This is a genomic window from Streptomyces sp. NPDC086549, from assembly GCF_044746205.1.
Taxonomy (GTDB): domain Bacteria; phylum Actinomycetota; class Actinomycetes; order Streptomycetales; family Streptomycetaceae; genus Streptomyces.
Window position 1 is genome coordinate 15,281 of sequence record NZ_JBIVBS010000030.1, and the last position, 23,565, is coordinate 38,845.

A 23,565-nucleotide genomic window follows, 5' to 3' on the forward strand; every position below is an offset into this window, starting at 1 on the left:
TCGTACGCTCCGAGCAGGACGCGTGGCGTTGGGAGCCTGCCGAGCGATTCGAGTTCACCATGTCCCGGTACGCCCGGAACTGGACGGCGCAGCAGCCCGCCCCGCAGTTACGCCTGCGGGTGCTGGTGACGTGGCCCTGGGCTGACGCGCACCACCTGCACATCGCCCCGGGCCAGCGCCAGGACCTTGAGCGGGCTCTGCCCCACAACGCGCTGGCCAGTGCGCTGTCTCTCCTGACCCACCGCAGGGTCGGCGAACTCCCGGCCCCGCGCTGGGACATGGGCCCCTGGCGCAACGCCCCCATCGACGCAAACTACACCAGCAGCATCACCGCGCCGGACGGCCGCCGGGCCGTCTCCGCAACGGCCGTGATCTCGCTGCAGGACGCAGTGATGACCTGTGCCGACGTCCTCATCGAGGACACCGCCGCCTGGGCTGCCGTACTCCCCCGCCGACGCCGTCACACAGCACAAGCTCGTCGGGGGGCTCTGACGGATTGGGGACCATCCCTGCGGGCGCGGGGAGCAGATGTCGAGCTTGAACACCGCGACCCTGCGCAACGACCACGGCCGTTTCGTGGACGACGCCTCCTGGGGGCGCCGCCACCGCGACGGCGGCAACCATCACGGCGCCGTCCTCCGTCGCTGACATGAGCGCGGGTGCCTTCAACCCCGGTAACCCCGGTAGCCCCCTTCCGCACCCGCACGAGGTGGTGCGCCCCTGTTCTGCTCGCAGGGGCGCACCACCCTCACTGGATCTGCGTCATTTCAGCTTCACCGTGTCCCCGGCCGACACGACCCGCGCGGTCGTCGTCGTGCCGGGGAAGTACCAGCGCCAACTGCCGGCCGAGGTGGCCGTGACCTTGGTGCTGAGCTTCCCGGCGTCGCCCGTTCGCACCGTCTTTACCGTGCGGTAGTGGGCTGCGTCGGCTGCTTTGAACTGGAGCTTGACGTTCTGCCCCGTGAACCCGTGATACTTCAGGTCCTCCCAGTTTGCCCGGGTCAGTCTGCCGGAGACTGTCAGCTTGGCACCCTTGGCGATGGGCTCGGGTGAGGCGTCCGTGGTGAGCTTGGAGGCGCGCTTCATCTTGAACTCGGCGATGTCGTCGGCGATCCAGTAGTCACCGTCGTTCGCCTGGACGGTGGCATTGACCTGCCAGAGGCCCGCGGTGTGGTTGACGTCCTCCGGCAGGCTGTCGGGAAGCCACTGCGGGGCGAGCGTCATCGTGGCCGTGCAAACCGAGGTGGTGGAGCTCCTCTTTACGCACTTGGTGTCGGTCCAGTCGCTGAAGCCCCAACCGTCGCTCTTGTTGAAGACGCTGACGTGCGACAGACCCTTCACACCTGAGTTGTCCCGGATAGTGATGGCGATCGGGTAGGTGACGCGCTGGGACGTGCCGACGACGACGTTCTTCCCGCTGTTGACGACGGCGGCCGTGACGCGGATGTCCCCCTTCCCTTCCGCGTGGGCCCCCGTAGCCGTCAGCAGCGTCAGAGCCGCAGTCCCACCGACAACAGCCCACGCCACTTTGACCGTTCTGTTTTTCATGATCCCTCCCCTTGGGTGTGAGAGGAGAGATTACACAGCGAGTGGACAAGGATCGCACAAACGTTCCCTGGCTGGGGCAGGATCATGCCGTAGTGGCCTCGGGTCCGAGTGGGCTCCTCTTCCGGCCTGCCGGCACTACACCGAAGCCCTTGAGGAGCGTTCTGCGGGAGCTCAACGCCACCAGTGCCCGCAACGTCCCGGACAAGGCGCCGACGGTGTTCGTTCCGCCCCGGTGACAGGGCTACCTGGACGAGGCTGCGGCCAAGGGGATGCGACCGCGCACCGGCACTACTGAGAGCTGTGGGTGCTGCGCGCGCTGCGCGAGGCCTGCGAAGCAAGGTGGACCCCGAGGTGCTGGCTCACATCTCCCTGGCCCGCAGCTCGGCGGTCAACCACTACTGCTCCATGCTCATACACCGCGACGGAAACTCGGATGCGGGTGCCGCACGGTCACCCCTAGGCTGCGCCCGCGGGGAGGTTGCGGCGCCGTATCAACCGTCCATGGATCGGAGATGCACGGGATATGACCAGTCAACTGTTCGCGATCTGCTTCAATGCGACCCGGCCGTCGGGCTTGGCGCGGTTCTGGTCCGGGGTCCTGGGCTGGGAGTTGGCCGACGGTCCGGACGACGACGTCGCAATCCTGCCCCCTGATACCACCGGGTTCCGCATCCGTTTCCTGCCGAGCCAGGAACCGAAGATCGGCCAGAACCGGGCACACTTCGACCTGACGAGCACCTCCCGGGAAGAGCAGCTGCAGACGGTGGACAGGGCTCTGGAATTCGGCGGGCGACACATCGACGTGGGCCAACTCCCGGAGGAGGGCCATGTGGTGCTCGCCGATCCAGACGGCAACGAGTTCTGCGTAATCGAGCCGGGCAACAAGTTCCTCGCCGACACCGGCTTCATCGGAGCGCTGGCCTGCGACGGTACGCAGGCGGTCGGTTACTTCTGGAGCGAGGCACTGCGGTGGCCGCTCATCTGGGACCAAGACCAGGAGACCGCGATCCAATCACCGAACGGCGGTACGAAGATCACGTGGGGTGGTCCTCCCGTGGCGCCGAAGACGGGCACGAACAGGCTGTACTTCGAGCTGGCGCTCCCCGCCGACGCCGACTGGGAGGCGGAGGTCGACCGCCTGGTCTCGCTCGGCGCGACGCGCACCGACATCGGCGACGGCGGCCGGGTGCTGATGCTCGACCCCGACGGCAACGAGTTCTCCTTGCAGAGGCCCCGGTAGCGGGGCTGTTGTCGTCCCGCCTTCGGGGCCGGGGTTCCCGGTTCGGATCCTTATGCCGTCCGCCGCGCTCGCCCCACTGCCGGCCCGGGTGGGGCGGCAGATTGAGCAGCCCAAACTCATCCAGGCGGAACACAACTTCCGGCTCGCCGCCCTCGGGTATGACCTCGCCGTCGGCGATCGCGTAGAGATGCTCGACGCGGGCCTTCTTGGCGGCGTAGTCAGGATCGCGGGAGGTTTTCCACGTCTTCATGCGTTGAAACGACACGCCCACTCGCGGAGCAGGACCCGAAGGCCCTCATGGCTGATGTCGTCGATCACCCCCTCGGCGACCAAGACGTCGGCCGGCTTGGCCAGGCTCCAGGTCGAGAAGGGCAGGCCATGATCGGCCGGCCTGGACTGGCGATCTTCTTGATCTCGCGCCGCTCGGGCAGCGTGCACGTTCTCGACCGACCGCCCTTGCACTTCGGGTAAATCGCCTCAAACCCACCCGCGTTGAAGTCGTGGATCACTTCCGGGACCCGGTCCGCACAGGTGAGCGTCACCTCGGCAATCTTCGCGACGGGCATCCCCTGGGCCGCCAGCAGCACTGCCCGGGCCCGCCGCCAGGTCACCACCGAGCCGGAACCGCGGCGAACGATCCTCAGCAGTCGCCGACCCTCGTCGTCTTCGACCGCACGCAAGCGCACCCGTTCTGCCACGCGCAGACGTTAGCGGCTGCTCGCGACTTCAAGCCCTCATACCGGGCGCGTGCCCCGCTCTCCCAGAGCTGCCTGCAGCCGTGTGATGTCCTCGGCGTCCTTCCTCCGGCGAGGCCGGCCCGGAACCCACACCGGCATCATCTGCTTGATCTCGATCTGGGTGCGGGGACTGACGATCCGGCATCGCAACGCCCCGATACGGCCAGGAGGAGCATCGAGCATGCCTTCCGGCCATACCTCCCCGGCCCAGGGTCCGCCAGCGACCACGACGCGCCCCGCCCTGTCCTTGTCCAGGAGGGCGAAACTGCTCTCCACCCCGTGCTTGCAGAAATCGAGCTGCTGGTCGGCAGGCGGCCCGGGCAACGGGTCGTGCCGGAACGCAGCAGGCCGTCGGTCAGGGCGGAGGCGTCATCCGTCCAGGCGAACCAGTCAATGTCCACATGGTCACGCGTGATCTCGCCGATGAAGAAGTCCATGGCCCAGCCCCCGCGGAGCCACACCTCCACGCCGACGTCCTTCGCGATCTCCACTGTCTCGCCGATCAGCCGGAGCTGCCGAGCACTGCGATCCCTGACCACAACCGTGCAGGCTACGCGGTGCCCCACAGCCGCGGCAGCTCGAATTCCAGCTGCGAGAACGTGGCGAACGTTGCCTGGCACGGCACCGGGCTGGACGCCGCCTCCGCCTCCCACCCTTCAGCCAGCCAGTGGTGTCTGTGCGGGCGTTGACGAAGAGCCAGGGTGCGGCCGCCTTGACCGCGTTGATCTTCGCCGCGTGCAGCCGTGCACGGTGAAGCCGCCGTCGGCGCGGCCGTCCTCCAGGTTCACGCCGACGGCGCCCGCCTCGGCAGTTCCGCAGCGAGGTCGGCCACCTCGGCCGGGTCGTCACTGAAGCCGCCTTCGATGTCGACCGAGAGCAGGATGGGGCCGCCGCTGATCCGGTGGGTGAGCCGGAGCGTCTCGGCGCGGGTCCGGCCGGTCCCGTCCGGCGGCCCGGCCCCGGCAGCGACCGCCCGAGGCTGGTGGTGCCGACGGCGGCGAAGTCGGCCGCGGCCAGCGCGGCCGCGAAGGCATGGTTCCAGGCGTTCGGCAGCAACAGCGGCGCACCGGGGCGGTGGTGCAGGTGGCGGAAGGCGATGGCGCCGACAGGGCCGACAGTGCTCATCCCTGCTCCTTGGGCTGCGCGCCTGTGCCGAGGCGGCCGACGGCGCCGGCGTAGTAGTCCAGCGAGCCGGCGACGTGCGCGGCAAGCAGTCGGAAGGACCAGCCCTGACCGGGCGAACGGTCCAACTGCGTGTCGGTCAGCGCCCCGAGGCGGTCGGCCCAGATCCGGCCGAGCCGGACCAGACGGCTGCGCGCCTCTTCGAGATCGTCCGTGGTGAACGGCGCGAGGTCGGCCGGGGTGGTGGTCGTCGAGGCATGCCAGTGGTCCGGCTCCGGCTCCTCGCCCACCAGACGGGCCTCCAACTCGGCGAGGTGGTCCACCAGATGGTCGGCGATCCGGCGGATCACCTTGTGCGGAGTGTAGACGCGCTCCTCCACCGCCAGCGGACGGCCGTCCCAGGCGGTCCAGGTCGCGACGAGGTCCAGTGCCCGCGCGACCGCATCGGTGACGAGCGCGGCCGGATCGTCCCGTTCCAGCAGCCCAGCGGCGAGCGCCAGTGCCTGGGTCCGGCCGGGACATCGGTGCGGCCCCGCGCCGAAGGCGAGGACGGCCGGATCGTCGTGCACGGGGCCGTCCGGATCGGACCGGTCGCCGCCAGCAGGCGCGCCCTGCTGTGCGGCGGTCACGTCGACCAGTACCGCTTCCCCCGCCCGGAGCTCCAGCGCGCCCACGCACACATCGGCGAGCGCCCGGCGACGCAGCGCGGTCACCGGCGGGTCCTGCCGCAGCACCTGGGCGAGGAGGGCGTCAGCACCACCAGGCGCAAACCCGTCCGGCGCGGCCCGACGGGCGTGCTCGACCAGCCGGGCGGTCGCGTCGCACGCCTGCACGAGCAGCCCGATCCGCTGCGCGGCGGCTTCCAGGTCCTGCGTGCCCTCCCCCTCGGCAATCCCAGCGAGCAGCGACGCGACGGCCTCGTCAGCGGCCTTCGCCTGAACGGGCGTCAGCTCACCGCCGAAGTACCCGGCCGAGACGGTCACGACCGCGTCGGCCACCGCCTCCGGACTCGGCAGCCCCAGCTCCTCGGCCAGGATGCGGACGACCGTGTGCCGGTCGTCCGCGGCGACCGCCGAACCGGCGGCGGTCCGGCGCAGTTCGTACGAGTCCAGCCTGGCCAGCTCAGCCTCCGCGTGGGCGCGGCGACGGGCGTGCGCCTGTGCGTCGCCGGTGAAGCGGGCGACGGTGGCACGCAGCCACGACAGGGAGCCGACGGGGGCGTCCGCCACGTCGGCGGCGGGTTCGGGGACCAGCAGTGGCTGGTCGAGCACCGCGCGGGCGTCGGCGTACGCGGTGACACGGGAGGGACGGGCGGACAGGTCGGAGATCGTCATGCGGCCCAAGCTAGGTGCAGGAGAGTTCGGCGCCCGCCGAACCGTGGCCGAGGCATCACGGCCTCATGTCCGCGCAACCTCTGGCCAGGCTCGCAGTGCTGCCGACCGACCCCATCCGGGCCGCGATCTTCCTTGCCCTGCTCGTACGTCGGCTCGAAGCCGGAAAGTGGCCGTGGGCTGGTCGGGCGGATGTGTCCGGGGTGGGTCACTCGCGCCCGCTGGCGCGATCCGCGGTGAGGCGGGCCTCGAAGCCGTCGAGGAGGGACTGAAGGCCGAACGCGAAGGTGGTGTCGGGCGCCGCGGCGTACTCCATTGCGGCCGTGGTGCCGAGGCGTTCGCGCAGGCGCGGGAATTGCATGGCGGTCTCGGTGGCGCGTGTCATGGCGTCGGCGATCAGTTGCTCGGCGTCTGCGCCGTTCTTGCTCAGCCGACGGTTCAGCGAGACCTGTGCGGCAGGGCCGAGCGCGCTGCCGAGCACGAAGGTGAACACGGCGGCGGCCGCCCGGTCCGCGTCGGCGGCGGCGAAGCCCGCCTTTTCGTAGATGCCGAGGCTGAGGTCGTTGTGCCGGGCCTGACCGGGGCCGTGCAGGAGGTGGCTGCCGAATGCCTGGCCGAGCCAGGGGTGCCGGGCGAGCATCGCGTGCATGGCGGTGGCATGGGCGGTGGCGGCGGTGCGCCAGTCGATGGCGTCGAGATCGGGCAGCTCGACCTCGGACCAGACCGCGTCGCTGGCGAGTCGGACCAGGTCGTCCTTGGTCTTGATGTGCCAGTAGACGGCCGTGGCGGCCGAGCCGAGCCGTTTCGCCAGGCTCCGCATGTTGAGGCCGTCCAGTCCCTCGTCGTCGAGCAACTCGATGGCCACACGGACGATCCGGTCTGCGGTCAGTGCGTCTCGCGGCATGCCCACCACCTTACTTGAACTTAGTTCATGCCAAGTCTTGCACTTTGTTCAAGTGACGGTCTACGCTCCTTCTCGTACTTAGTTCAAGTATCCGAAGGGGGAGCAATGCCACAGGACAAGCTGTCGGATTTCATGAAGGCACAGGCCACGGAGCTCGGCGTTCCCGGTGCCGCCGTCGGAGTGCTCCTGGACGGCGAGGAGATCTACGCCTCGCACGGCGTGACGAGCCTCAGCAACCCGCTGCCGGTCGACGAGAAGACACTGTTTCCTGTGGCGTCGGTGTCCAAGACCTTCACAGCGACCGCGCTGATGCGCCTGGTCGCCGAGGGGAAGGTGGACCTGGACGCGCCGGTGCGGCGCTACGTCCCCGAGCTGCAGCTCGCCGACGAGCAGGCCGCAGCGCAGATCACCGTCCTGAACCTGCTCAACCACACCGCGGGCCTGGACTGGAATCTGATCGACGACGGCGAGGGCGACCGCTCCCTGGCCGGGCTCGTGGCGAAGCTCCCCCAGCTGCCGCTGATCGCACCGCCCGGGGCCCGCGCCTCGTACAGCCAGGCCGGATACAACCTGGCCGGGCGGATCATCGAGAAGGTCACGGGCCTGCCCTTCGAGCAGGCCATGGCCTCGCTCGTCCTGGAGCCGGTGGGCCTGTCGGACACCGTGTACGGACTGGCGGAGGTGATGGTCCGCAAGTTCGCCGTGGGCTACAACCGTGGCGACGACGGCGAACTGCACCCCGCCCGGCCCTGGGGAGCGTTCAAGGAGGGCGCGCGCGGCGACAACCCCGGCGGCGGCCTCGCCTCCTCGGTGAGCGATCTACTGCGCTGGGCACGGTTCCAACTCGGAGACGGCGAGGGCGTGCTGCCCGCCGCAGAGCTGCACCGCATGCGGGAGCGGACGATCGAGCTGCGCGCCAGCACGCTCGGCGACGGCTTCGGCATCTGCTGGTTCCTGCACGACCTGGACGGCCTTCACGGGATTGGCCACGGCGGCTCGGGCAACGGCCAGTTCGCCGAGCTGCTCATCGTGCCCGAGCGCAACTTCGCGGTGGTCTCCATGGCCAACGTCGGCCCGGACGGCTACCCCTTCAACCAGTCCGTCGTGCGGTGGGCGCTCGAGCACTACCTCGGCGTCGTCGAGAAGACGGTGGAGCCGGTCCCGTACGACGAGGGAGAGGCCCAACAGGTCGTCGGCCGCTACGAGATCGACGCCATGAACCTCGACATCGCCACCGACGGCATCCGTCTCACCCTGGCGGTCGGGATCAAGCCGGAGATCCGCGAGGCGTCGGACGAGGAAATGCCCCCGGACTACCCGGCCGCGGCGATCGGCTTCCTTCCCGGCGACGGCGACGAGTACATCGTCACCGAAGGCGGCCTCAAGGGGCAGCGCGGCTACTTCTCCCGCGACGTCAACGGCGCGGTCACAGGCGTCGACCTCGCCGGCCGGCTCTTCAACCGGATTGCGGAAGCATCCTGATCCAACGCAGGCAGGAGCGGTCCTGCGCGGCCGCCCCTGCCTGCGCGTCCAACCGACGACAGTCGGCTCACGGACACGACCCGTCTCCGTCACGCCTGGCCGCCGCCGTCCTCGTGGAACCCCACGACGAGTGGATCGCCTTCCCCCGCCGCTCCCCCCTCCATCGAGAGCATGGACAGCCTCTATCCGGACAGCCTCTATCCGGACGACACCACCTGCCTACCCGGCACAGTTCATCCCCGTCACAACTCGGCCGCGCCCATGACACCATCGTCCAGCACCCGCCCCCGAGTGCTCGCCCCACCCCGCCACCAGGACAAGACCGAAGGCACACAGCCGTGTCCTCAGTTGTTCCCGAGGGCCAACCGCTGCCGCGCGATTCCGTTTCGATTCTCGGCCGTCCCGGAGGACGGCCGCCACGACGTCGCCTGGTACGTCGAGGAGAACTACCGCTGATTGCGATTCTCGGTCGCCTCGGAATACGACCGCCACCCCAGGCGCCCATACCATGCCGAATACCCGGCCGCAGGGCGATCACGATCGCCCTGCGGCCGGGAGTGGCGACGGGGCGGGTCAGGTCTTCGAGGTCCCCCCTGCATATGCACTTGCCGCGGAACCTGAGCCGCTCGGCGGACCGTTCGAAGCGGCGTTCCACTGCCGCAACAGGCTGTTGACTGCCTGACGGCCGGAGCGGTTGGAGCCGACAGTGGACTGAGACGGTCCGAAGCCGACCAAGTGCACGCGTGGTTCGTCGCCCACCTGGGTGCCACGCATCGTGATCCCACCGAACTCGTTGCGCAGCCCGAGAGGTTCCAGGTGCGCCAGGGCGGCCTTGAAACCTGTGGCCCACACGATCGCGTCCACCGGGGTGAAGGAACCGTCTGCCTCGCGGACGCCGCTGGGTTCGATGGCAGTGAACATGGGACGACGCCGGAGTGCCCCGCGCTCCTTCGCCGCCAACGCGTACGGGGTCCAGGCCAGGTCGGTGTAGGAGACGACGCTGCCGGTGGGCCTGCCCGCTTCGACATCGGCGGCGACCTTGGCGACAATCTGGCGGCCGGCGACCTCGGGCTCGAACTCACCGTCACCGGGGAGGCCCAGCCAGGAGGGTAGGTCCGGCCGGTGGAGGAGGGTGCAGGTGGCCAGACCGCTGGTGACGCCGAGGCCGGTGGCGGCTGTCCACCAGGGGGTCCAGGGAAAGCAGCCCCGTGGCCTGGTCGAGGGACCAGCGGCCGGGTCCGGTGAGTGTCAGTACGGCCGGGAGGATGATCAGCATGAGCGGGTACTCGTAGCCGTCGTTCTGCACCCAGAGCCCGTTGCGCCACCTCACCGTGACCGGGACGGTCATCACGCCCGCCGCGATGGTGGCCGCCAGGGGGCGTGAGTGCTCCCGCGCACAGCAGCAGGCCCGCGGTGATCTGTCCGCCTCCCGCGGCGGCCGCAGTGAGGCAGCCGCCGCGGAACCCGTCCGCTTCGAACTCCGCCGCTCCGCCGTCTACCCCGTGGCCGCCGAGGCGGTGGCTGACCTTCTGGGGCCCATGCCCGGCTAACAGCAGACCGACGGCCAACCTCAGGATGAGCAATCCCGTGTTCATCACACTCTCCTCAAGCACGGGTAGGTGGTGCGGCAGCGCTCGGTTGCGGCGCGTTACAGCACGAAGCAGGCGTCGAAGATCTCCGGTGCGGTTTCGGGGCGAAGCCGCGGGCGGCGCGCCACTGCCGTCGCTGTTCGGACTCGGCGACGGCCTGGCCGACGAGCTCGGCCTGGCGTGCGCCCGAGATGCTGGGCTTGACGGTGGCCCGGTGGCCGCCGAAGTGGCCCACCGGACTCGACAGAGGGGTGACCGGCGGGAACTGTTCGTCCAGGCCCTCGTACTCGCCGGTGGCGTAGACGACGCGGCCGCCGGTGATGATCAGGAGCGACTCGATGTGCGGGATGTCCTGCTCCGGGACCGCGAAGAAGTCGTCGGAGAGCATGGCGAGGACGTAGTAGCCGGGGGCGAGGATGCCCTTGACGTCCCGTTCGCCGGTGAGCTTGGCGCCGGCCTGGGTGTGCATCTCCAGCGCGGTCTCGCGGCTGACGCGGTTCTGAGGCGGGTAGATCGCCAGGTCGCCCACGGTGCGGCCTGTGACCAGCCAGTGCAGGACGACCCAGGGGTTCTAGGAGGAGACCCGGGTGGCGTCGGTACCAGCGCCGACGGTCAGGCCGCGCTCCAGCACGGCGCGCACCGGCGGGGGCTCCGGCGCCACGCTGCTTGTCAAGCCGTTGTCCGCAGTCAAGAGTTGACCTCAGCGCGGATGAGTGAGGCCCCGCGCAATTTCGCTCAAGGGGGGGCACCGGGTGGGCGTGCTGCGGTTTCATTTCACTGCCGCCGATCTCGGCAGAACCCGTGTCGCAGCCCATCCGGATCCGTTGTGGGAACTGGTGCTGAGCGCGAACCTGCTCGGCAACCGCGACGGCCGTGCGGTGTTCGACCGATGGCGCGGCGACGCCCTCGGCCGGTTGCGGACGCTCCCGCCCTGGCTGGGCGGCATGGTCCGCACCCTCGCACCCCCGAAGGGCGATTTCCCGGATCTGCTCACCCCCCTGGCCGGCCAACACGGCATCGAGGCAGGCTTGGACGCCGTCTTGTCGACACCGCGGGACCGCCTGGCGCGCGAGCTCACGGCGCTGGGTCCTCTGCCCGCCTGGGCGGGTTCGCTCCTCCGCGGCGAGCGTGAGGGCCTGGCCCTGCTTGGCCACGCCCTCGACGGCTACTACACGCACGTGCTCGGGCCCTACTGGGCGCGCGTCGAGGCTCTGGTGGCCGCCGACCAGGCGCTGCGGGCCCGGGCGTTCATGTCGGGAGGTATCTCCTCCGTGCTCGACAGCCTCCGGCCCTACCTGCGCTGGCAGAATCCAGTGCTGGAAGCCGACTACCCGCAAGATCGCGATGTGCATCTCGACGGCCGCGGGCTGCTGCTGATCCCCTCCGCGTTCTGCTGGCGCCTGCCCGTCACCTGGATCGACCCGGCGTTGCCCCCCGTCGTGGTCTACCCGGTCCACCGCACCCCCCAGTGGTGGGGCACTCCTCAGGAGGGCACCGGCCGCGACGCACTCGCCACCCTGCTCGGCGCCACCCGGGCAGCCGTGCTGCGGGCGGCTGCTGCCGGCGCCTCCTGCGGGGAACTGGCCCGCCGCGCCGGCAAGTCGGTCAGCATCACCAGCTACCACCTGAACGTGCTCTGCGAGGCCGGGCTGGCGACCTCGGTGCCGGACGGACCACGCACCCTGTACACCGCGACCGCGCTGGGACTAAGCCTGCTGGAACACAACGGCGCCCCCTGCGTGCGATCCGGCACGCGCTGAGCCGCTCCACCTCCCTTGTGAACAGTCCTTTCGCAGCAGGATTGGAGAGTGTTGTGGCCCGTACTCCGCCTCGCGACACTGGGCGCGTGCAGTTTCCCAGCGCGGAGAGCCCGCGTACATCAAAGGGGAGGGTCATGAACAGACGAAGGATGATCGCGCTCACCGCGGCGGCCTCCGCCGTGGCCGGGGTGTTGTTGCTCGCCCCCGCATCACCGGCCTCCGCGGCCACGTCCTGCTACGGCAGCGCCAAGACCATCACCGGCACCGACGACAACTGGCACTGGCCCGCAGGTGACCCCAACTACCGCTACACGACGTCGTATTGCGACGACATCAACGTGAAGATCACTACAACGGTTCAGGTGCGGACCTGCTTCTCGCCGACGAGCGGCGACGACTACTGCAACAGCTACCGCACCGTCTACGCCAACACCTGGGGGCTCGCAGCCACAGATGTGAAGGACGGCACCAAGTTCTGGCTCGTCTTCAACACCTCGCAGGTCCGGGGGCTCGTCGCCTACTGAACCAAGGTGCGCTTGCGGCAGACAGGGGCGCCCGGCCGCGCTGAGGAAGCGGCCGGGCGCCGCAGGGCCCAGCGACGGCGTTGCTGTCCCAGTACGCAGGTAGGCCGACCAGCACACTCAGTTCAGCTGGGTGGGCGCCGCGCAGGGCAGCAGCGGATCAGGCGCGTTGAAGTCTGCGTCAGCGCACCCTTCGCTCTCGCGAGGAGAACCTTGCGGCACGGGCGTCGGCCGGCCTGGAGCGGGGCGTAGACAGAAGCGCAGGCCCGGCCGGGGGCCGGGCCGCGTGCGGTGAGCGGAGCGAGTCACCTTGATGCACCCGTACATCGTCATGGCCCCGCTGACCGGTGCCCGAACCGAGGAACTGCGCGCCCTCACCTGGGATCACGCCTTCCTGAAGGGACGGTCGGACGCCGATCCGCCGCAACCCCCGCACATCGCGGTGTGGCAGCCCGGCAGCGTCGCGTCGAAGCCCGCCTGGCATCCTGACCGCATGGACGCCGACTCCCTGACTCCGGTCCACCTCGACAAGGTGATGGACGGGTTGGCGATGAACTCCGCCTTGCCGGCTCCCATGGTCCGGCGACTGTTCGCATGGCGGCGGGGTGGGGGGAAGGTGGCGAGGCGTCCGGACCTCACCGAGGACATGCTCGCCGAGATCATCGCGATCGACGACCACTGGCTCCTGCACAGCCTGGCGCTCAACGACCGGCTGCCGGACCGGTTCCGCATCCGTCTGGCCGCCCATCGGGACAAGGCAGTGCGGTCCGCGCTCGTTATCCGCGCCGCGACCGCACCGAGGGAGATGCTGGAGCAGCTCATCGACGATGCCGACCCACAGGTCCGCGAGTACCTGGCCCAGGGTCATCACACGCCGCCCGACCTCCGGGCCCGCCTCGCCGCTGACTCCGACCCCGCGATCCGTGCCGCGCTGGCGAAGCACTGGACACAAGCGCCGGAAGCGATCCGTCGGATCCTGCTGACCGATCCCGAGGCCAAGGTCCGCGCTGCGGCCTGTTCGACCTACTTCGCGCATGGGCCGCATCCGATACCGCCCTCAGACCTACTGCCGACGCTGTTGGCGGATGCTGTGACTCGGGCGGGCGCGGTGATTCACGCCGTTCTCGACGCGGACACTCTGCAGCAGCTCGCTGGTGATCCGGACAGCGAGGTGCGCGCTGAGCTCGCCCGGCATCCCGACTTGCCGCCGTCGGTCCGCGATCTCCTTGCCGTCGATCCGGCCTTGAGCGTCCGGGTGAAGGTCTTCGCCCGGCCTGACACGCCGGAGCACGTGCGGGCGAAGATCCACACCTCGGTCCACGAGCTTTCGCGTTCAATGGCCGCCCCGAGCCCCGACGCCGACGCCGCAACAGTCCTGCAGTGGTGTCAAGACGTCGCCGCACGCACGGAGCTGCGGATCCTGCGCCTGCAATGGGTTACGGCCGATCCGCTGCCGCACATCGACTCGCCCTATGTCAGCTTCCGAGTCTCAGCGGCCGTCAGCGAGGCCCTTCCCGCCAAGGCGGTGGCCCAACTGCTCGACGACGAGGAGGAGATCGTCCGCCTCACCATGGCGCGCACCGCCCCACACCTGGTTGATCCCGCGACCGCCGAGAACATCGAGCGCCGCTACCGCCGACGGGACAAGTTCACGTTCTGGTGGGACAAGGAGGAGGTCTTGACGTTCCCCTCGGAAGCCCTGCGCCGCTTCGCCACCGACCCTGAACCCCGGCTCCGCTCCTTCGCGCCCCGCGATCCGAATCTGCCGTCGGAACTCGCCGAGAGGCTGGCCTCCGACCCCGAAGACCGCGTCCGCCGCGCGGTCGCGCCCCACCGCAATCTCCCGCTCCCATCCCTGTTCCGACTCCTCACCGACTCCTCGGAGCGCGTCGCGGAGGCCGCCGGTGCCTCACCGTTCCTTCCCGTCGAGCGCATGGAGTGGCTGCTGACCCGGGCGGGCCTGTAGCCCTGTACGCCCGCCCTAACGGCGAGTTCGGCAAGGGCCGACCCGGCGCCGAGGCCTCGTTCACGTGGCTGAAGGCGACCGTCGACCGCTACGGCGCAACCACTGCCTGTGGGCCGTGGCCCCTGGCGTCCCCATCGACACTGCGGCGCCCCCGACCGAGTCGCTGCCGTGGCTGGAGCGGACCGCGCCCTGGGCGTGGGCGTTCCGGTCGCTTTCGCCGCCCAGGACGGCAGCGAACACGGCCTCATCCCCCGGGACTTGATCGACGTGCTGTACCTCGCCGGCGACTTTCGACGTTCTGACAGGGTTGGGTGATCAGGCTGCGCTGGCTGCGGCCCACGCCTGCTGGACGGCGCGGATTTCCTCATCCGTGGGTCGGCCTGGGCTGATGGGCGTAAATCGGACGGCGATGATTACCCGGCGGAGCTTGGCGACCATGTCGAACAGGGACGGCTCGGCCTTGGTGGTGTACCACGGGGCCTTCTCGCGGCGGGCGGCGCCATCGGCCGGGTGGTGTCCATGCAGCGTGCACCAGACCACGGTGATCGTGTAGCAGTACAGCCCGAACGGTACGGTGCGCTCCACCGCGTGGCGAGTGCGGCTTTGAGCCTGGCCGACCCCGAGCAGGTCGCGGGCCTCGGCGAAGGTGACCTCGATCGACCAGCGCCATTGGACTGCTCCTGCTTCGGGCGCCACAGCCGGGCCATCACCGGCAGGCACACCGGCCCTGCCAAGAACGGAAGTTGAACCACGATACCGACCACCACGAAGCAGGTCCCGCGCCCCGCCGGTCTGGATCCCCTGGCCGCGCCGTCCTGCTGCCAGGCCGCACCGTGCACCTTCTTCCCGTGCCGCTTGAACAGCGTGTCGTCCACCGCCACGGTCAGCACCGCGCCCTCGGGCAGCAAACACCGCACGACCAGATGAGGCAGGGACACGTCAAGGATGTCAGGACTCCAGCGGGCGCTGGAGAAGAAGGCGTGGGCGCGGTCGTGAGACCAGGTCCGCGTCAACGCCGCACCGGGCAGCATCCCAGTCACCGTGCGCCGGTCCGTCTGCGCGATCAGCCCCGCCACCAGCGCGGCGAAGGTGCGGGGCGTCGGCGCGGTGAAGCAGCCGCGCACCAACCCCAACACGGCGAGCAGCGAAGCAGGTACGGTCGGATCCGGAAGCATCGGCGGGCCCCTCCCCGGAGGCGACAGAAGCACCGCCGATGCTTCTCAGCTGTCGCCGGCCATCGCGGCCAGATGACGCCACATCACCCGCCTCGTCGCTGGTTGCATTTGTCGCAGTGGACATCGCTGGGCGGTTTGCCGGTTACAAGCTGTCTGAGCCAGTCGATCAAGCGGACGTCGTGGACCTTGAGGTCGTAGAACCTGTCGAACTCGAAGAGTCCGTGGCCGTCGCCGGGCGCCGTATAGCTGTGCAGGGTCACCCCGGCGGCCTCGATCGCTCTCTCGTTGGCGTCGATGATGGCCAGGAGGTTGGGTGGGTTCCCGGGCATCCATCTGGTCACCTCCACCGCGGCGTGGGGGTCGAAGGCGTGGTCGAAGCGGGACAGGACGAGTTGAGGAGCATGATGGGCGGCCTGGACCCAGAACCGGGGTATGCCCCAGTTACGGACGGTGAGCCCGTCGACCGCCCAGGCTGGCACGGCGTCATAGGCCCCCCACGCCTTGCCGAGGACCTTGGCGTTGAAGTCGGGATTGTCGGGCCAGGCGCCGGACTGTGCACCGAACACGGTGACCTTGGCGTGCGGGAGCCGGTCGGCGACCAGGCCGCCGTAGAGGGGAGCGGCGATCGACCCCGCGGTCTTGCCTATGACGACGACCTGGGCGGCGCTCGGATAGTGCGTGGCGAGGTAGTCGAGTGCCGCGATGCCGTTGACATAGCCGCGGTGCTGGACGGTCAGCGTCGGTGAGTACTTCTGGGCGACATTGCCGAGGTGCGCGTCGCCGGTGCAGGAACTCACGTAGATGATCGAGTATCCGGCGAACGGGTTGTCGGCCCGGGTCAGGTCGAAGAAGCCGGACCTCTGGTCGTACGGTCTCTCGCCGCCCTGGTCGTTCCAGTCGTAGAAGTCGTTCTCGCCCTGCTGGCCGGTGCTGGTGAAGGCGCACATCGTGGCGTCCCAGCAAACGCCTCCGCCATTCAGGAACAGCACGACCCTGGTCGGATCGGCCTGCCGTTCCCAGAAGGAGAACCTGCCGCCGTTGGCACACCGGCAGTGTCCTCCCGGCACGATCCGTCTCCACACGTGCGTTCCGGTGTCGAGGCCCCCGGACTGCGGCGCGGTGCGCTGTTCACTGTCACCGAGGAAGGCCAACGCCGTACCCCCGCCCACCAGCAGCACCACAACGGCGACGACGGTGAGCCGCCATCCGCGCGGAACCCGCCGCCGTTCCCGCTCGTGGCCGGCCCACAGGAACGCCACGAGCGTGGTCGCGAGGACGGCGGTCCAGCGGTAGTGCGACGCCGTCCAGCGTGGATCGGTGGGCGTGAGGATCAGTGCCGCCGGGTGCGGCAGGAGCCAGGCGACGACAGCGAGCAGCAGCACGGCCGGCGCCGCGATGACGCCGGTGTTCCCGTCGGCGGTGCGCCGCTGTGCGATGGCGGCCAGGGCGAGGGCGGCGGCCAGCAGGGTCACCGCCTCCAGCGTCAACGCGGCAACGGGCAGGTGTGCGGCAGCCGCGTGGTGGCCGGTCCTCTTCGCCAGGCCGAGAGTGAGCGTCCACCACAGTGCGGCGGCCGGCACGACCAGGGTGACCCGAACCAGATTGCGGGCCAGGCGCGCGGTCGGCACCGCGGGGGTGCTGCGGGTGGCGGGGTCGTCGAGGAGGAACGCCGCGCCGAGCGCGACGCAGATCGCCGCGATGCGGGCCAGCGTCGTCAGGTGGGTAGCGGTCAGCCTCGCCGTCAGCGCCTCGGGTACCAGCAGGATGGCCGATGCCAGGGCCGCGCCGACCAGCATCGGCCGCCATGTGATGGCGTGCGCGGTGGACCGCAGCAGCGGGAACAGGGTCCTGGTGTTCATCAGCAGGCCGTGCTCGTGGCCGGGGCGGGTACGCCGAGAATCCGCCAGCCCAGGTCGACCCACGGATGAGGCAGCCTGATCACCCAAACCTGTCAGAACGCCGAAAGTCGAGAAGCCTAACAACCCATCACAAATCGTGACGGCCCTTGGAGGCATTTGGCACGCCTGAGTATTGCTCTCCGCCAGCACCCTGCCTTCCGTACGTGCAGGCCAACAGTGCGCGGCTCGTGGACGAGTGGCTACCCGTCAAGGACTGGTCGACCGACACGATCAAGGAGTGCCATGCCAGCGCGCCAGTGCCCTGCAGCTGGACGTACGACTCCGTGCCCGGCGCCGGCAACTGGATCGACAACTCCCGCTGTTCCTACGCCATATGCGGGTTCGCGTCGCTCCCCGACCTGCTGCTCTCGTGGGCCGGCGGACGCGGCCGGCCGACCCGCGCGGCAGGAATTTCGCTTACTCGTCATCCCCAGGTCGCCATTGATGCCATGTCACGCTCCCTGAGGGTCCAGTTCACTGGAGCGCCCCCCTCAACCGGACCTGTGAAAGAGGGACGCATGTTGAGACGCACGCTGAAGTGCGCGCTTGTCACGCTCGTCGCTGTCGGTCTTGCCTCTTCCGTGGGGTCGGTCGCCACGGCATCGGCGGCCGGCAGCCCACTGACGCTCGCCGTGTTCGGCGACTCACCGTACGGCAAGTCGGGGTACGCGCCTGCGGGGCAGGCCGCCGACACCTCGCAGTTCCAGAAGACCCCGGCATTCATCGGCACCATTGACGGTGACCCGACGATCAGCGATGTCGTCCACGTGGGCGACATCCACTCGGGCAAGGAGTTCTGCACCGACGACTACGATGCCTCGATCGCGTCCGCGTGGCAGAACTTCACCAAGCCGCTCGTCTACACGCCGGGCGACAACGAGTGGGCCGACTGCCACAAGGCGTCGAGCCTCACCTCACCCGGTCAGGGCGGGGGCGTCTACGACTCGGCCTCCGGTGCGATCAACTACATCGGCACGACCGGCCTGTCGACCAACACGGCGGACTGCGTCAGCTACCACTGTGGCGATCCGCTCGACAACCTCGCCAAAGTCCGGCAGGACTTCTTCGCGCAGCCCGGCCACACCCTCGGCAGCGGGACACTGAACGTGGTGTCCCAGGCCACCGCCTACGACCCGAGCCACCCGGGCGACGCGCAGTACGTCGAGAACGTGATGTGGGCGCAGAACGACATCGTCTTCGTGACCATCAACGTCCCGGGCGGCTCGAACAACGACACCGACCCCTGGTACAAGGTGCCGACCGCAACTCAGGCACAGACCGACGAGCGGACCAACCGGACCGCGGCCGACGTCCGCTGGCTCGATGCCGCCTTCGCCGACGCGAGGGCCAAGCACGCCAAGGCCATGGTGATCACGGCACAAGCCGACATGTGGGACCTCGACGGCAAGACCAAGAACCACCTGACGAACTACGAGCCGATCATCAGCGAAGTCTCAGCGAAGACGACGGAATTCGGCCGCCCGGTGCTGATGCTCAACAGTGACTCGCACCTGTACCGCTCGGACAACCCGCTGTCGCCGACCGCGACGTGCACCGGCGAGACGGACCCGGCCACCGGCGCCAGCGTCTGCGCTCACGACCCGGGAAACAATGCGTGGAACGAGCACCCGTACTACAACGTCTCCAACTTCCACCGGATCGTCGTGCACGGCAGCACCACCCCGCTTGAGTGGCTGAAACTGACCGCAGACCCGAACACCAACTACGCCGTCACCGACACAACCTACGGCCCGTTCAGCTGGCAACGGATGCCGCAGCCACAGCTGTAAACCCGCTCAGCGCACACGACCGGCCACGGTGTCCCATGCGGACTCCTGGCCGGTCGCGTTCCCCGGGAGCGTTGTTGCGGCCACTGGCACAAGCTGCAGGTGTCAATCTCGTCGTTCCGCCGCCGGGTGCAGGCGACGCTGCCGGATTGGACACGCCGCAAGCGGCCCGCCTTGCGGCCGTTCCCGCCGACGGCCGGACCATCGGCTTCAGGCGGACAGCGTCATGGTTTACTCGTGGAATCCGCGTCCTGCTTCTGTCCGGTCGTGGCGGACCAGCTGGCGAGCAGCTTCAGGCCGTCCTCAGCGGCGGTTCCGGGGGGCGCGCTGTAGACGACCACGCTCAGGCCGCTTTCGTCCGGCAGGCTCATGGTCTCCTGATCGAGTTCCAGGTCGCCGACGAGTGGATGGTTGAGGCGTTTCGTGCTCTCGCGGAAGACATGCACGTCATGGGACCCCCACATCACGCGGAAGGCGTCGCTGCGGGTGGACAGTTCACCGATCAGGTTCGACAACTCCCTGTCGTAGGGGCTTTTCCCCGCCTCGATGCGCAGCGCGCCCACGGCGAAGCGGGCCATGCGCTCCCAGTCGGCGTAGAACCGCGTGGCTGCGGTGCTGAAGAACGCGAACCGGGCTACGTTCGCCCCGCAGGCCGGGTCGGCATACATCTCCGAGTACAGGGCTCGGCCCAGCGGGTTGGCGGCCAGCGCGTCGAGGCGGTTGTTCATCACGAACGCCGGCATCTCCGGCATCCCCTCGACGATCCTCGCCACGCTCGGCCGCACCGCCGGCCGAACCTCCCGCTGCCGTGCCCGCGCCTCGGGCGCCGGTCCGGCAGCGCGGGCGAGGTCGTACAGATACATGCGCTCGGTGGCATCCAGCCGCAGAGCCTGGCCGAGGGCGTCCAGCACGCTGTCGGAGACCCCTCTGAGGTTGCCGCGCTCCAGGCGGGTGTAGTACTCGACGCTCACCCCGGCGAGTGTCGCGACCTCACCCCTGCGAAGTCCGGGCACCCGCCGCCGTCCGTACGTCGGCAGACCCGCCTGCTCGGGGGTGATCCTGTCGCGTCGAGAGCGGAGGAAGGCGCTGACTGCGTCCGGGTTTCCCATGAGGACAGGGTAGGCAGCCCGCGCGATGGGTGGGGGACCCTGCCAGTACCCCTCACAGCAAAGACTCCCCCCACCCGGCCGTCTCCCGTTGCATGGTGCGTGCCCCGATCCCCCGGGGCGACCGGTACGAGAACGAACACACCCCGCCGGCCGACCTTTCCAGTACCAAGTTCCACATGAGGGCTTGAGTAACTGAACCAGACCGAAGAGGCGTACGAGATGAGCAACCAGAGCGAGTCGGTGACGCAGAGCCCCGCGGATGTCGTGCGAGGGCTGTACGACGCGCTGAGCAAGGGCGACGTGCCGGGTGTCCTGGCGAAGCTGGACCCCGAGGTGATCGTCGACGAGCCGAACCAGCTCCCCTACGGCGGCGTGCACCGGGGCCGCGAGGTGTTCGTGCAGTCGATCCTGGGCACGATGATGGGCTACGCCAACGTCGCCATCACCGACGCCGAGGTGTTCGAAGGCCCGACCGGCGTCATCGGAACGCTCACCGGAACGCTCACGGCCCACACCACAGGTGAGGACTTCCCGCTGACCATGGTCGAGATCCTCCAGGTCGAGAACGGCACAGTACGCAAGATCGACGTCTACACCAAGAACCCTCACGAGCTCGCCGCGTTCTACGCGCGCGCCGAGGCGGGCGCCCCCGCTGACGACGACAGTCTTCAGAGTCCGGCGTAGTGGCCTCACGGCAGCGCGAGCAGCTCGGCCGACTCATGCCCTCCCGCACCTGCGCGCCCAGAGCCGAGGCCACATCCTGCAGGTGTCCACCGCGGGCGGTCAGACGACCTACCCCAGCCTCAGCTACTTCCACGCCTCCAAGTGGGGCATCGAGGGGGTTCTGCGAGACCGTCGCCCGCGAGATCGCGCCGTTCGGCATGGCCCTGACCATCATCGAGCCGGGCGCGACCCCCAACAGCTTCGGCAGCTCGCTCGACACCGCACCACCCCTGCGCGAGTACGAGAAAACCCCTGTGGCCGAGACCCGGCAGGCGTTCCTGGGCGGGCACTTCCCGGTGCCAAGCTGCGCGGAGAAGAACGCGGACGCGATGATTGACCTTGTTGACTCCGGTGCGACTCCTCTGCGCCTCCCGCTCGGCCAGTTAAGGGCCTTGCCGACGATCTCCTCCCAGTGGTCGCATGTGCATGATGCCCGGTCCACTTGCCCGATTGCTGCTGCCTGGGCCGCCGCGCGGCGGCCCAGGCAGAGCGTGTGTTGCTTGCCGGGTGTGGATCAGCCGTTGTACGGGGCCGCCACGTCCAGGACCCAGGTCACGCCGAAGCGGTCGGTGAGCATGCCGTACAGCGGTGCCCACTGCGATGGTTCGAGGGGCTGCACCACTGTCGAGCCCTCTGCCAGCTTCTGCCAAAGGGCACTGATCTCGTCTGTGTCGTCACCGCGCACGGAGACGAAGAACGGGTTGCTGCCCTGGTCCCAGGGCAGCTGGGAGGGCACGTCGTAGGCCATGACGTGGAAGCCGTTGTCGCCCACCACCTCACCCCACACCACCCAGTCCGCCTCGTTCTCGTTCTGCACGTTGCCCATGTCCTTGTACGTGACGGCGGCGATGCGTCCGCCGAAGACGGACCGGTAGTGGTCCAGCGCCGCCCGCGCATCGCCCCGGAAGTTCAGGTGGGTGGTCGTCGTGACAGACATGGCCTTCTCCTTGCTCGCGGTTCGGCGAGGTGCACCACCGCAGTGACGGAGCCCTGCGGGTAGCAACCTCATGGCCAGGGGCTATGGCCTCTCTGGCGTTCTTGAGACCCACCATTCCATGGGTAGCGGACAGGTTCTGTCCTGTACTGCGGGCAGAATGGTGAGCATGCAGAAGACGTCCTCGCGCCTGCTGGCGCTGCTCTCGCTGCTTCAGACGCATCGCGACTGGTCTGGTGACGACCTCGCCCAGCGGCTCGACATCACCCCGCGCACGGTGCGCCGCGACATCGACCGCCTGCGGGAACTGGGTTACCCGATCCTCGCTTTCAAGGGGCCCTCCGGTGGCTACCGCCTGGATGCCGGCTCGCATCTGCCCCCGCTGCTGTTCGACGACGGCCAAGCCGTCGCCCTGGCCCTCGCCCTGCAGACCGCGGCCACCAGCACCACGATCGGCGAAGACGCCGCACGGGCCCTGTCCGCGATCCGCCAGGTCATGCCGTCCCGACTGCGCCAGCGCATCGACATGCTGCAGGTCACTGCCGTTCAGCCACCCGAGAGCGGTAACACCTCTACAGCCGGCACGCAACTCCTCATGGAGCTGAGCCGCGTCATCCACGCCCGTGAGGAGCTGCGCTTCGACTACGGGCACGACGCCACAGGCCCCGCCGGGCAACCCCGCCGGACACAACCCCACCACCTCGTCACCTGGCGCGGCCACTGGTACCTGATCGCCTGGGACCTCGACCGCGACGACTGGCGCACCTTCCGCGCCGACCGCATACGTCCCCGCACCCCAACCGGGCCGCGCTTCACCCCACGCGAACTGCCCGGCGGCGGTGTCACCGCGTTCATCATCGGCCGGTTCCGGGGCACCGACGGCTCCGCTTGCGACTGGCCCTGCCGCGGCGAGGTCATCCTCAACCTCCCTGCCCAGGCCGTGGCCCCCTTCGCACAGGACGGAATCGTCGAAGCACTCGGCCCCGACCGCTGTCGCCTCACCCTCGGCTCCTGGTCGTGGACCGGCCTCGCGGCCGCTGTCGGCCGCTTCGACACCGACATCCAAGTCATCGGCCCACCACAACTGACCAGTGCGTTCGCCCAACTCGCCGCGCGATACGCCAACGCCGCGGACACACCCCCATCAGCTCCGACACCAGGCACCGACACCTCACGCTGAAACCCACCACGGCAACCGGCAACGCCCACAGCACGCGCTCACCGCACGGCCTGTTGGGTGGACTCGGCCGTCGCAGACCCCGGAGAGCGGCCCGCGACGGCCTCGAAGCTACTGACGAAGGTGACGGTCGGCAAACTGATCAGCGCCTTGGGCTACGCCTGCCCGTCAGTCCAGAGTGCCGTCGGGGGGAGGTGGTGAAGCTGTAGCGGCCGCGCATGTTGCGGTTGCGGTTCTTGAGCGGGTTGAGCGGTTGAGCCGGTCGACGTCGTCGTCGCGAATCTCGTGGCCCTCGGCGCGGAACTCGGCGACGGCGGCGCCGATGTACCGCGGCGTCCAGAGAGCGGGGGCTGGGCCGAGCCAGGCGAGTACGGCCTAGCTCAGCTTCCGCGGAGGGCGGCCACCGCAGCAACTCCCGAGGAAGCTCGCGATCGTTGCACACCTGACCTACGTCGCAGACTTCTCCCACGTGGAGATCGCGGAAATCCTGAGCATCCCACCCAGCACCGCGAAGGCACTTCAATCCGCGCACGGGTGTGAGGCCCGCACCGTCGTCCCGTCG

Annotated in this window: 19 protein-coding genes and 4 pseudogenes; 9 read left to right on the forward strand and 14 right to left on the reverse strand. The window is 69.2% G+C overall.

The features are described 5' to 3' along the window. Positions 1 to 762: 762 nt before the first annotated feature. A complete protein-coding gene (locus ACIPSA_RS47625) occupies positions 763 to 1,548 on the reverse strand; it encodes a hypothetical protein (protein ID WP_402647606.1) in 786 nt (261 codons plus the stop codon). 523 nt (positions 1,549 to 2,071) lie between these two features. Here ACIPSA_RS47625 and ACIPSA_RS47630 point away from each other — a divergent pair. Further along, entirely contained in the window at positions 2,072 to 2,788 is a 717-nt protein-coding gene (locus tag ACIPSA_RS47630) for a VOC family protein (protein ID WP_402647609.1), read from the forward strand. A gap of 16 nt (positions 2,789 to 2,804) precedes the next feature. Here the strand turns inward: ACIPSA_RS47630 and ACIPSA_RS47635 are convergent. From ACIPSA_RS47635 to ACIPSA_RS47655, 5 genes and pseudogenes are all read right to left on the reverse strand, one after another. Beyond that, a pseudogene (locus tag ACIPSA_RS47635) lies at positions 2,805 to 3,486 on the reverse strand (helix-turn-helix domain-containing protein); the annotation flags it as partial. 137 nt (positions 3,487 to 3,623) lie between these two features. Further along, complete coding sequence (locus tag ACIPSA_RS47640) at positions 3,624 to 3,962, reverse strand: hypothetical protein (protein ID WP_402647612.1); 339 nt, start codon at positions 3,960 to 3,962, stop codon at positions 3,624 to 3,626. 211 nt (positions 3,963 to 4,173) lie between these two features. Next, positions 4,174 to 4,650, reverse strand: a pseudogene (locus tag ACIPSA_RS47645) (isocitrate lyase/phosphoenolpyruvate mutase family protein); the annotation flags it as partial. Next, a complete protein-coding gene (locus ACIPSA_RS47650) occupies positions 4,647 to 5,981 on the reverse strand; it encodes a hypothetical protein (protein WP_402647614.1) in 1,335 nt (444 codons plus the stop codon). The pseudogene ACIPSA_RS47645 and the gene ACIPSA_RS47650, both read right to left, overlap by 4 nt. Positions 5,982 to 6,186: 205 nt before the next feature. Then, on the reverse strand, positions 6,187 to 6,882 hold the full coding sequence (locus ACIPSA_RS47655; RefSeq protein WP_402647616.1) for a TetR/AcrR family transcriptional regulator: 696 nt from the start codon (positions 6,880 to 6,882) through the stop codon (positions 6,187 to 6,189). Between the two features lie 105 nt (positions 6,883 to 6,987). On the opposite strand from ACIPSA_RS47655, the gene ACIPSA_RS47660 reads away from it, so the two are divergent. Together ACIPSA_RS47660 and ACIPSA_RS47665 are read left to right on the forward strand one after the other, a co-directional pair. Next, positions 6,988 to 8,364 (forward strand): serine hydrolase domain-containing protein, encoded by a 1,377-nt coding sequence (locus tag ACIPSA_RS47660; RefSeq protein WP_402647618.1) that lies wholly within the window; start codon positions 6,988 to 6,990, stop codon positions 8,362 to 8,364. 171 nt (positions 8,365 to 8,535) lie between these two features. Further along, complete coding sequence (locus ACIPSA_RS47665; RefSeq protein ID WP_402647621.1) at positions 8,536 to 8,820, forward strand: hypothetical protein; 285 nt, start codon at positions 8,536 to 8,538, stop codon at positions 8,818 to 8,820. A 117-nt stretch (positions 8,821 to 8,937) separates the two neighbouring features. Here ACIPSA_RS47665 and ACIPSA_RS47670 read toward each other — a convergent pair whose 3' ends face one another. From ACIPSA_RS47670 to ACIPSA_RS47680, 3 genes and pseudogenes are all read right to left on the reverse strand, one after another. Further along, positions 8,938 to 9,324, reverse strand: a complete 387-nt coding sequence (locus ACIPSA_RS47670) for a hypothetical protein (RefSeq protein WP_402647624.1) — start codon at positions 9,322 to 9,324, stop codon at positions 8,938 to 8,940. A gap of 470 nt (positions 9,325 to 9,794) precedes the next feature. Continuing rightward, positions 9,795 to 9,959, reverse strand: a pseudogene (locus ACIPSA_RS47675) (DoxX family membrane protein); the annotation flags it as partial. Between the two features lie 10 nt (positions 9,960 to 9,969). Next, positions 9,970 to 10,482, reverse strand: a complete 513-nt coding sequence (locus ACIPSA_RS47680; protein ID WP_402647626.1) for an amidohydrolase family protein — start codon at positions 10,480 to 10,482, stop codon at positions 9,970 to 9,972. A 229-nt stretch (positions 10,483 to 10,711) separates the two neighbouring features. Here ACIPSA_RS47680 and ACIPSA_RS47685 point away from each other — a divergent pair, with 229 nt between their 5' ends. The 3 genes from ACIPSA_RS47685 to ACIPSA_RS47695 all read left to right on the forward strand — a co-directional run bounded on the left by ACIPSA_RS47685 (position 10,712) and on the right by ACIPSA_RS47695 (position 14,200). Further along, positions 10,712 to 11,713: an ArsR/SmtB family transcription factor gene (locus ACIPSA_RS47685; RefSeq protein ID WP_402647629.1), complete on the forward strand. Its 1,002-nt coding sequence runs from the start codon at positions 10,712 to 10,714 to the stop codon at positions 11,711 to 11,713. Between the two features lie 134 nt (positions 11,714 to 11,847). Then, positions 11,848 to 12,237 (forward strand): hypothetical protein, encoded by a 390-nt coding sequence (locus tag ACIPSA_RS47690; RefSeq protein ID WP_402647632.1) that lies wholly within the window; start codon positions 11,848 to 11,850, stop codon positions 12,235 to 12,237. A 310-nt stretch (positions 12,238 to 12,547) separates the two neighbouring features. Then, the gene (locus tag ACIPSA_RS47695; RefSeq protein WP_402647635.1) at positions 12,548 to 14,200 is read left to right on the forward strand and encodes a hypothetical protein; all 1,653 of its coding nucleotides are present in this window, start codon (positions 12,548 to 12,550) and stop codon (positions 14,198 to 14,200) included. Positions 14,201 to 14,515: 315 nt separating this feature from the next. Here ACIPSA_RS47695 and ACIPSA_RS47700 read toward each other — a convergent pair whose 3' ends face one another. From ACIPSA_RS47700 to ACIPSA_RS47710, 3 genes and pseudogenes are all read right to left on the reverse strand, one after another. Further along, positions 14,516 to 14,896, reverse strand: coding sequence for a hypothetical protein (locus tag ACIPSA_RS47700; RefSeq protein ID WP_402647706.1), 381 nt, complete (start codon positions 14,894 to 14,896; stop codon positions 14,516 to 14,518). Between the two features lie 8 nt (positions 14,897 to 14,904). Continuing rightward, positions 14,905 to 15,375: pseudogene (locus tag ACIPSA_RS47705) on the reverse strand (transposase); the annotation flags it as partial. Positions 15,376 to 15,458: 83 nt separating this feature from the next. Next, positions 15,459 to 17,234 (reverse strand): pectin acetylesterase-family hydrolase, encoded by a 1,776-nt coding sequence (locus ACIPSA_RS47710; protein WP_402647637.1) that lies wholly within the window; start codon positions 17,232 to 17,234, stop codon positions 15,459 to 15,461. 557 nt (positions 17,235 to 17,791) lie between these two features. Here ACIPSA_RS47710 and ACIPSA_RS47715 point away from each other — a divergent pair. Then, complete coding sequence (locus tag ACIPSA_RS47715) at positions 17,792 to 19,063, forward strand: hypothetical protein (protein ID WP_402647640.1); 1,272 nt, start codon at positions 17,792 to 17,794, stop codon at positions 19,061 to 19,063. A 221-nt stretch (positions 19,064 to 19,284) separates the two neighbouring features. Here ACIPSA_RS47715 and ACIPSA_RS47720 read toward each other — a convergent pair whose 3' ends face one another. Further along, positions 19,285 to 20,169, reverse strand: coding sequence for a helix-turn-helix domain-containing protein (locus ACIPSA_RS47720; protein ID WP_402647643.1), 885 nt, complete (start codon positions 20,167 to 20,169; stop codon positions 19,285 to 19,287). A 219-nt stretch (positions 20,170 to 20,388) separates the two neighbouring features. Between ACIPSA_RS47720 and ACIPSA_RS47725 the strand changes: the two genes are divergently transcribed. Further along, positions 20,389 to 20,853 carry a nuclear transport factor 2 family protein gene (locus ACIPSA_RS47725; RefSeq protein WP_402647645.1) on the forward strand — a complete coding sequence of 155 codons (465 nt, stop codon included), beginning with the start codon at positions 20,389 to 20,391 and terminating at the stop codon, positions 20,851 to 20,853. Positions 20,854 to 21,406: 553 nt separating this feature from the next. On the opposite strand, the gene ACIPSA_RS47730 is transcribed toward ACIPSA_RS47725, so the two are convergent. After that, positions 21,407 to 21,829, reverse strand: a complete 423-nt coding sequence (locus tag ACIPSA_RS47730; protein WP_402647647.1) for a VOC family protein — start codon at positions 21,827 to 21,829, stop codon at positions 21,407 to 21,409. Positions 21,830 to 21,995: 166 nt separating this feature from the next. On the opposite strand from ACIPSA_RS47730, the gene ACIPSA_RS47735 reads away from it, so the two are divergent. Further along, positions 21,996 to 23,006, forward strand: a complete 1,011-nt coding sequence (locus ACIPSA_RS47735) for a helix-turn-helix transcriptional regulator (RefSeq protein WP_402647650.1) — start codon at positions 21,996 to 21,998, stop codon at positions 23,004 to 23,006. The last annotated feature ends 559 nt before the right edge of the window (positions 23,007 to 23,565 follow it).

Bases quoted from the DNA above. Each gene is read 5' to 3' on its own strand.
- ACIPSA_RS47625 (WP_402647606.1), bottom strand. From the start codon at position 1,548: ATGAAAAACAGAACGGTCAAAGTGGCGTGGGCTGTTGTCGGTGGGACT.
- ACIPSA_RS47630 (WP_402647609.1), top strand. From the start codon at position 2,072: ATGACCAGTCAACTGTTCGCGATCTGCTTCAATGCGACCCGGCCGTCG.
- ACIPSA_RS47640 (WP_402647612.1), bottom strand. From the start codon at position 3,962: ATGGACTTCTTCATCGGCGAGATCACGCGTGACCATGTGGACATTGAC.
- ACIPSA_RS47650 (WP_402647614.1), bottom strand. From the start codon at position 5,981: ATGACGATCTCCGACCTGTCCGCCCGTCCCTCCCGTGTCACCGCGTAC.
- ACIPSA_RS47655 (WP_402647616.1), bottom strand. From the start codon at position 6,882: ATGCCGCGAGACGCACTGACCGCAGACCGGATCGTCCGTGTGGCCATC.
- ACIPSA_RS47660 (WP_402647618.1), top strand. From the start codon at position 6,988: ATGCCACAGGACAAGCTGTCGGATTTCATGAAGGCACAGGCCACGGAG.
- ACIPSA_RS47665 (WP_402647621.1), top strand. From the start codon at position 8,536: ATGGACAGCCTCTATCCGGACAGCCTCTATCCGGACGACACCACCTGC.
- ACIPSA_RS47690 (WP_402647632.1), top strand. From the start codon at position 11,848: ATGAACAGACGAAGGATGATCGCGCTCACCGCGGCGGCCTCCGCCGTG.
- ACIPSA_RS47695 (WP_402647635.1), top strand. From the start codon at position 12,548: ATGCACCCGTACATCGTCATGGCCCCGCTGACCGGTGCCCGAACCGAG.
- ACIPSA_RS47710 (WP_402647637.1), bottom strand. From the start codon at position 17,234: ATGAACACCAGGACCCTGTTCCCGCTGCTGCGGTCCACCGCGCACGCC.
- ACIPSA_RS47715 (WP_402647640.1), top strand. From the start codon at position 17,792: ATGTTGAGACGCACGCTGAAGTGCGCGCTTGTCACGCTCGTCGCTGTC.
- ACIPSA_RS47720 (WP_402647643.1), bottom strand. From the start codon at position 20,169: ATGGGAAACCCGGACGCAGTCAGCGCCTTCCTCCGCTCTCGACGCGAC.
- ACIPSA_RS47725 (WP_402647645.1), top strand. From the start codon at position 20,389: ATGAGCAACCAGAGCGAGTCGGTGACGCAGAGCCCCGCGGATGTCGTG.
- ACIPSA_RS47730 (WP_402647647.1), bottom strand. From the start codon at position 21,829: ATGTCTGTCACGACGACCACCCACCTGAACTTCCGGGGCGATGCGCGG.
- ACIPSA_RS47735 (WP_402647650.1), top strand. From the start codon at position 21,996: ATGCAGAAGACGTCCTCGCGCCTGCTGGCGCTGCTCTCGCTGCTTCAG.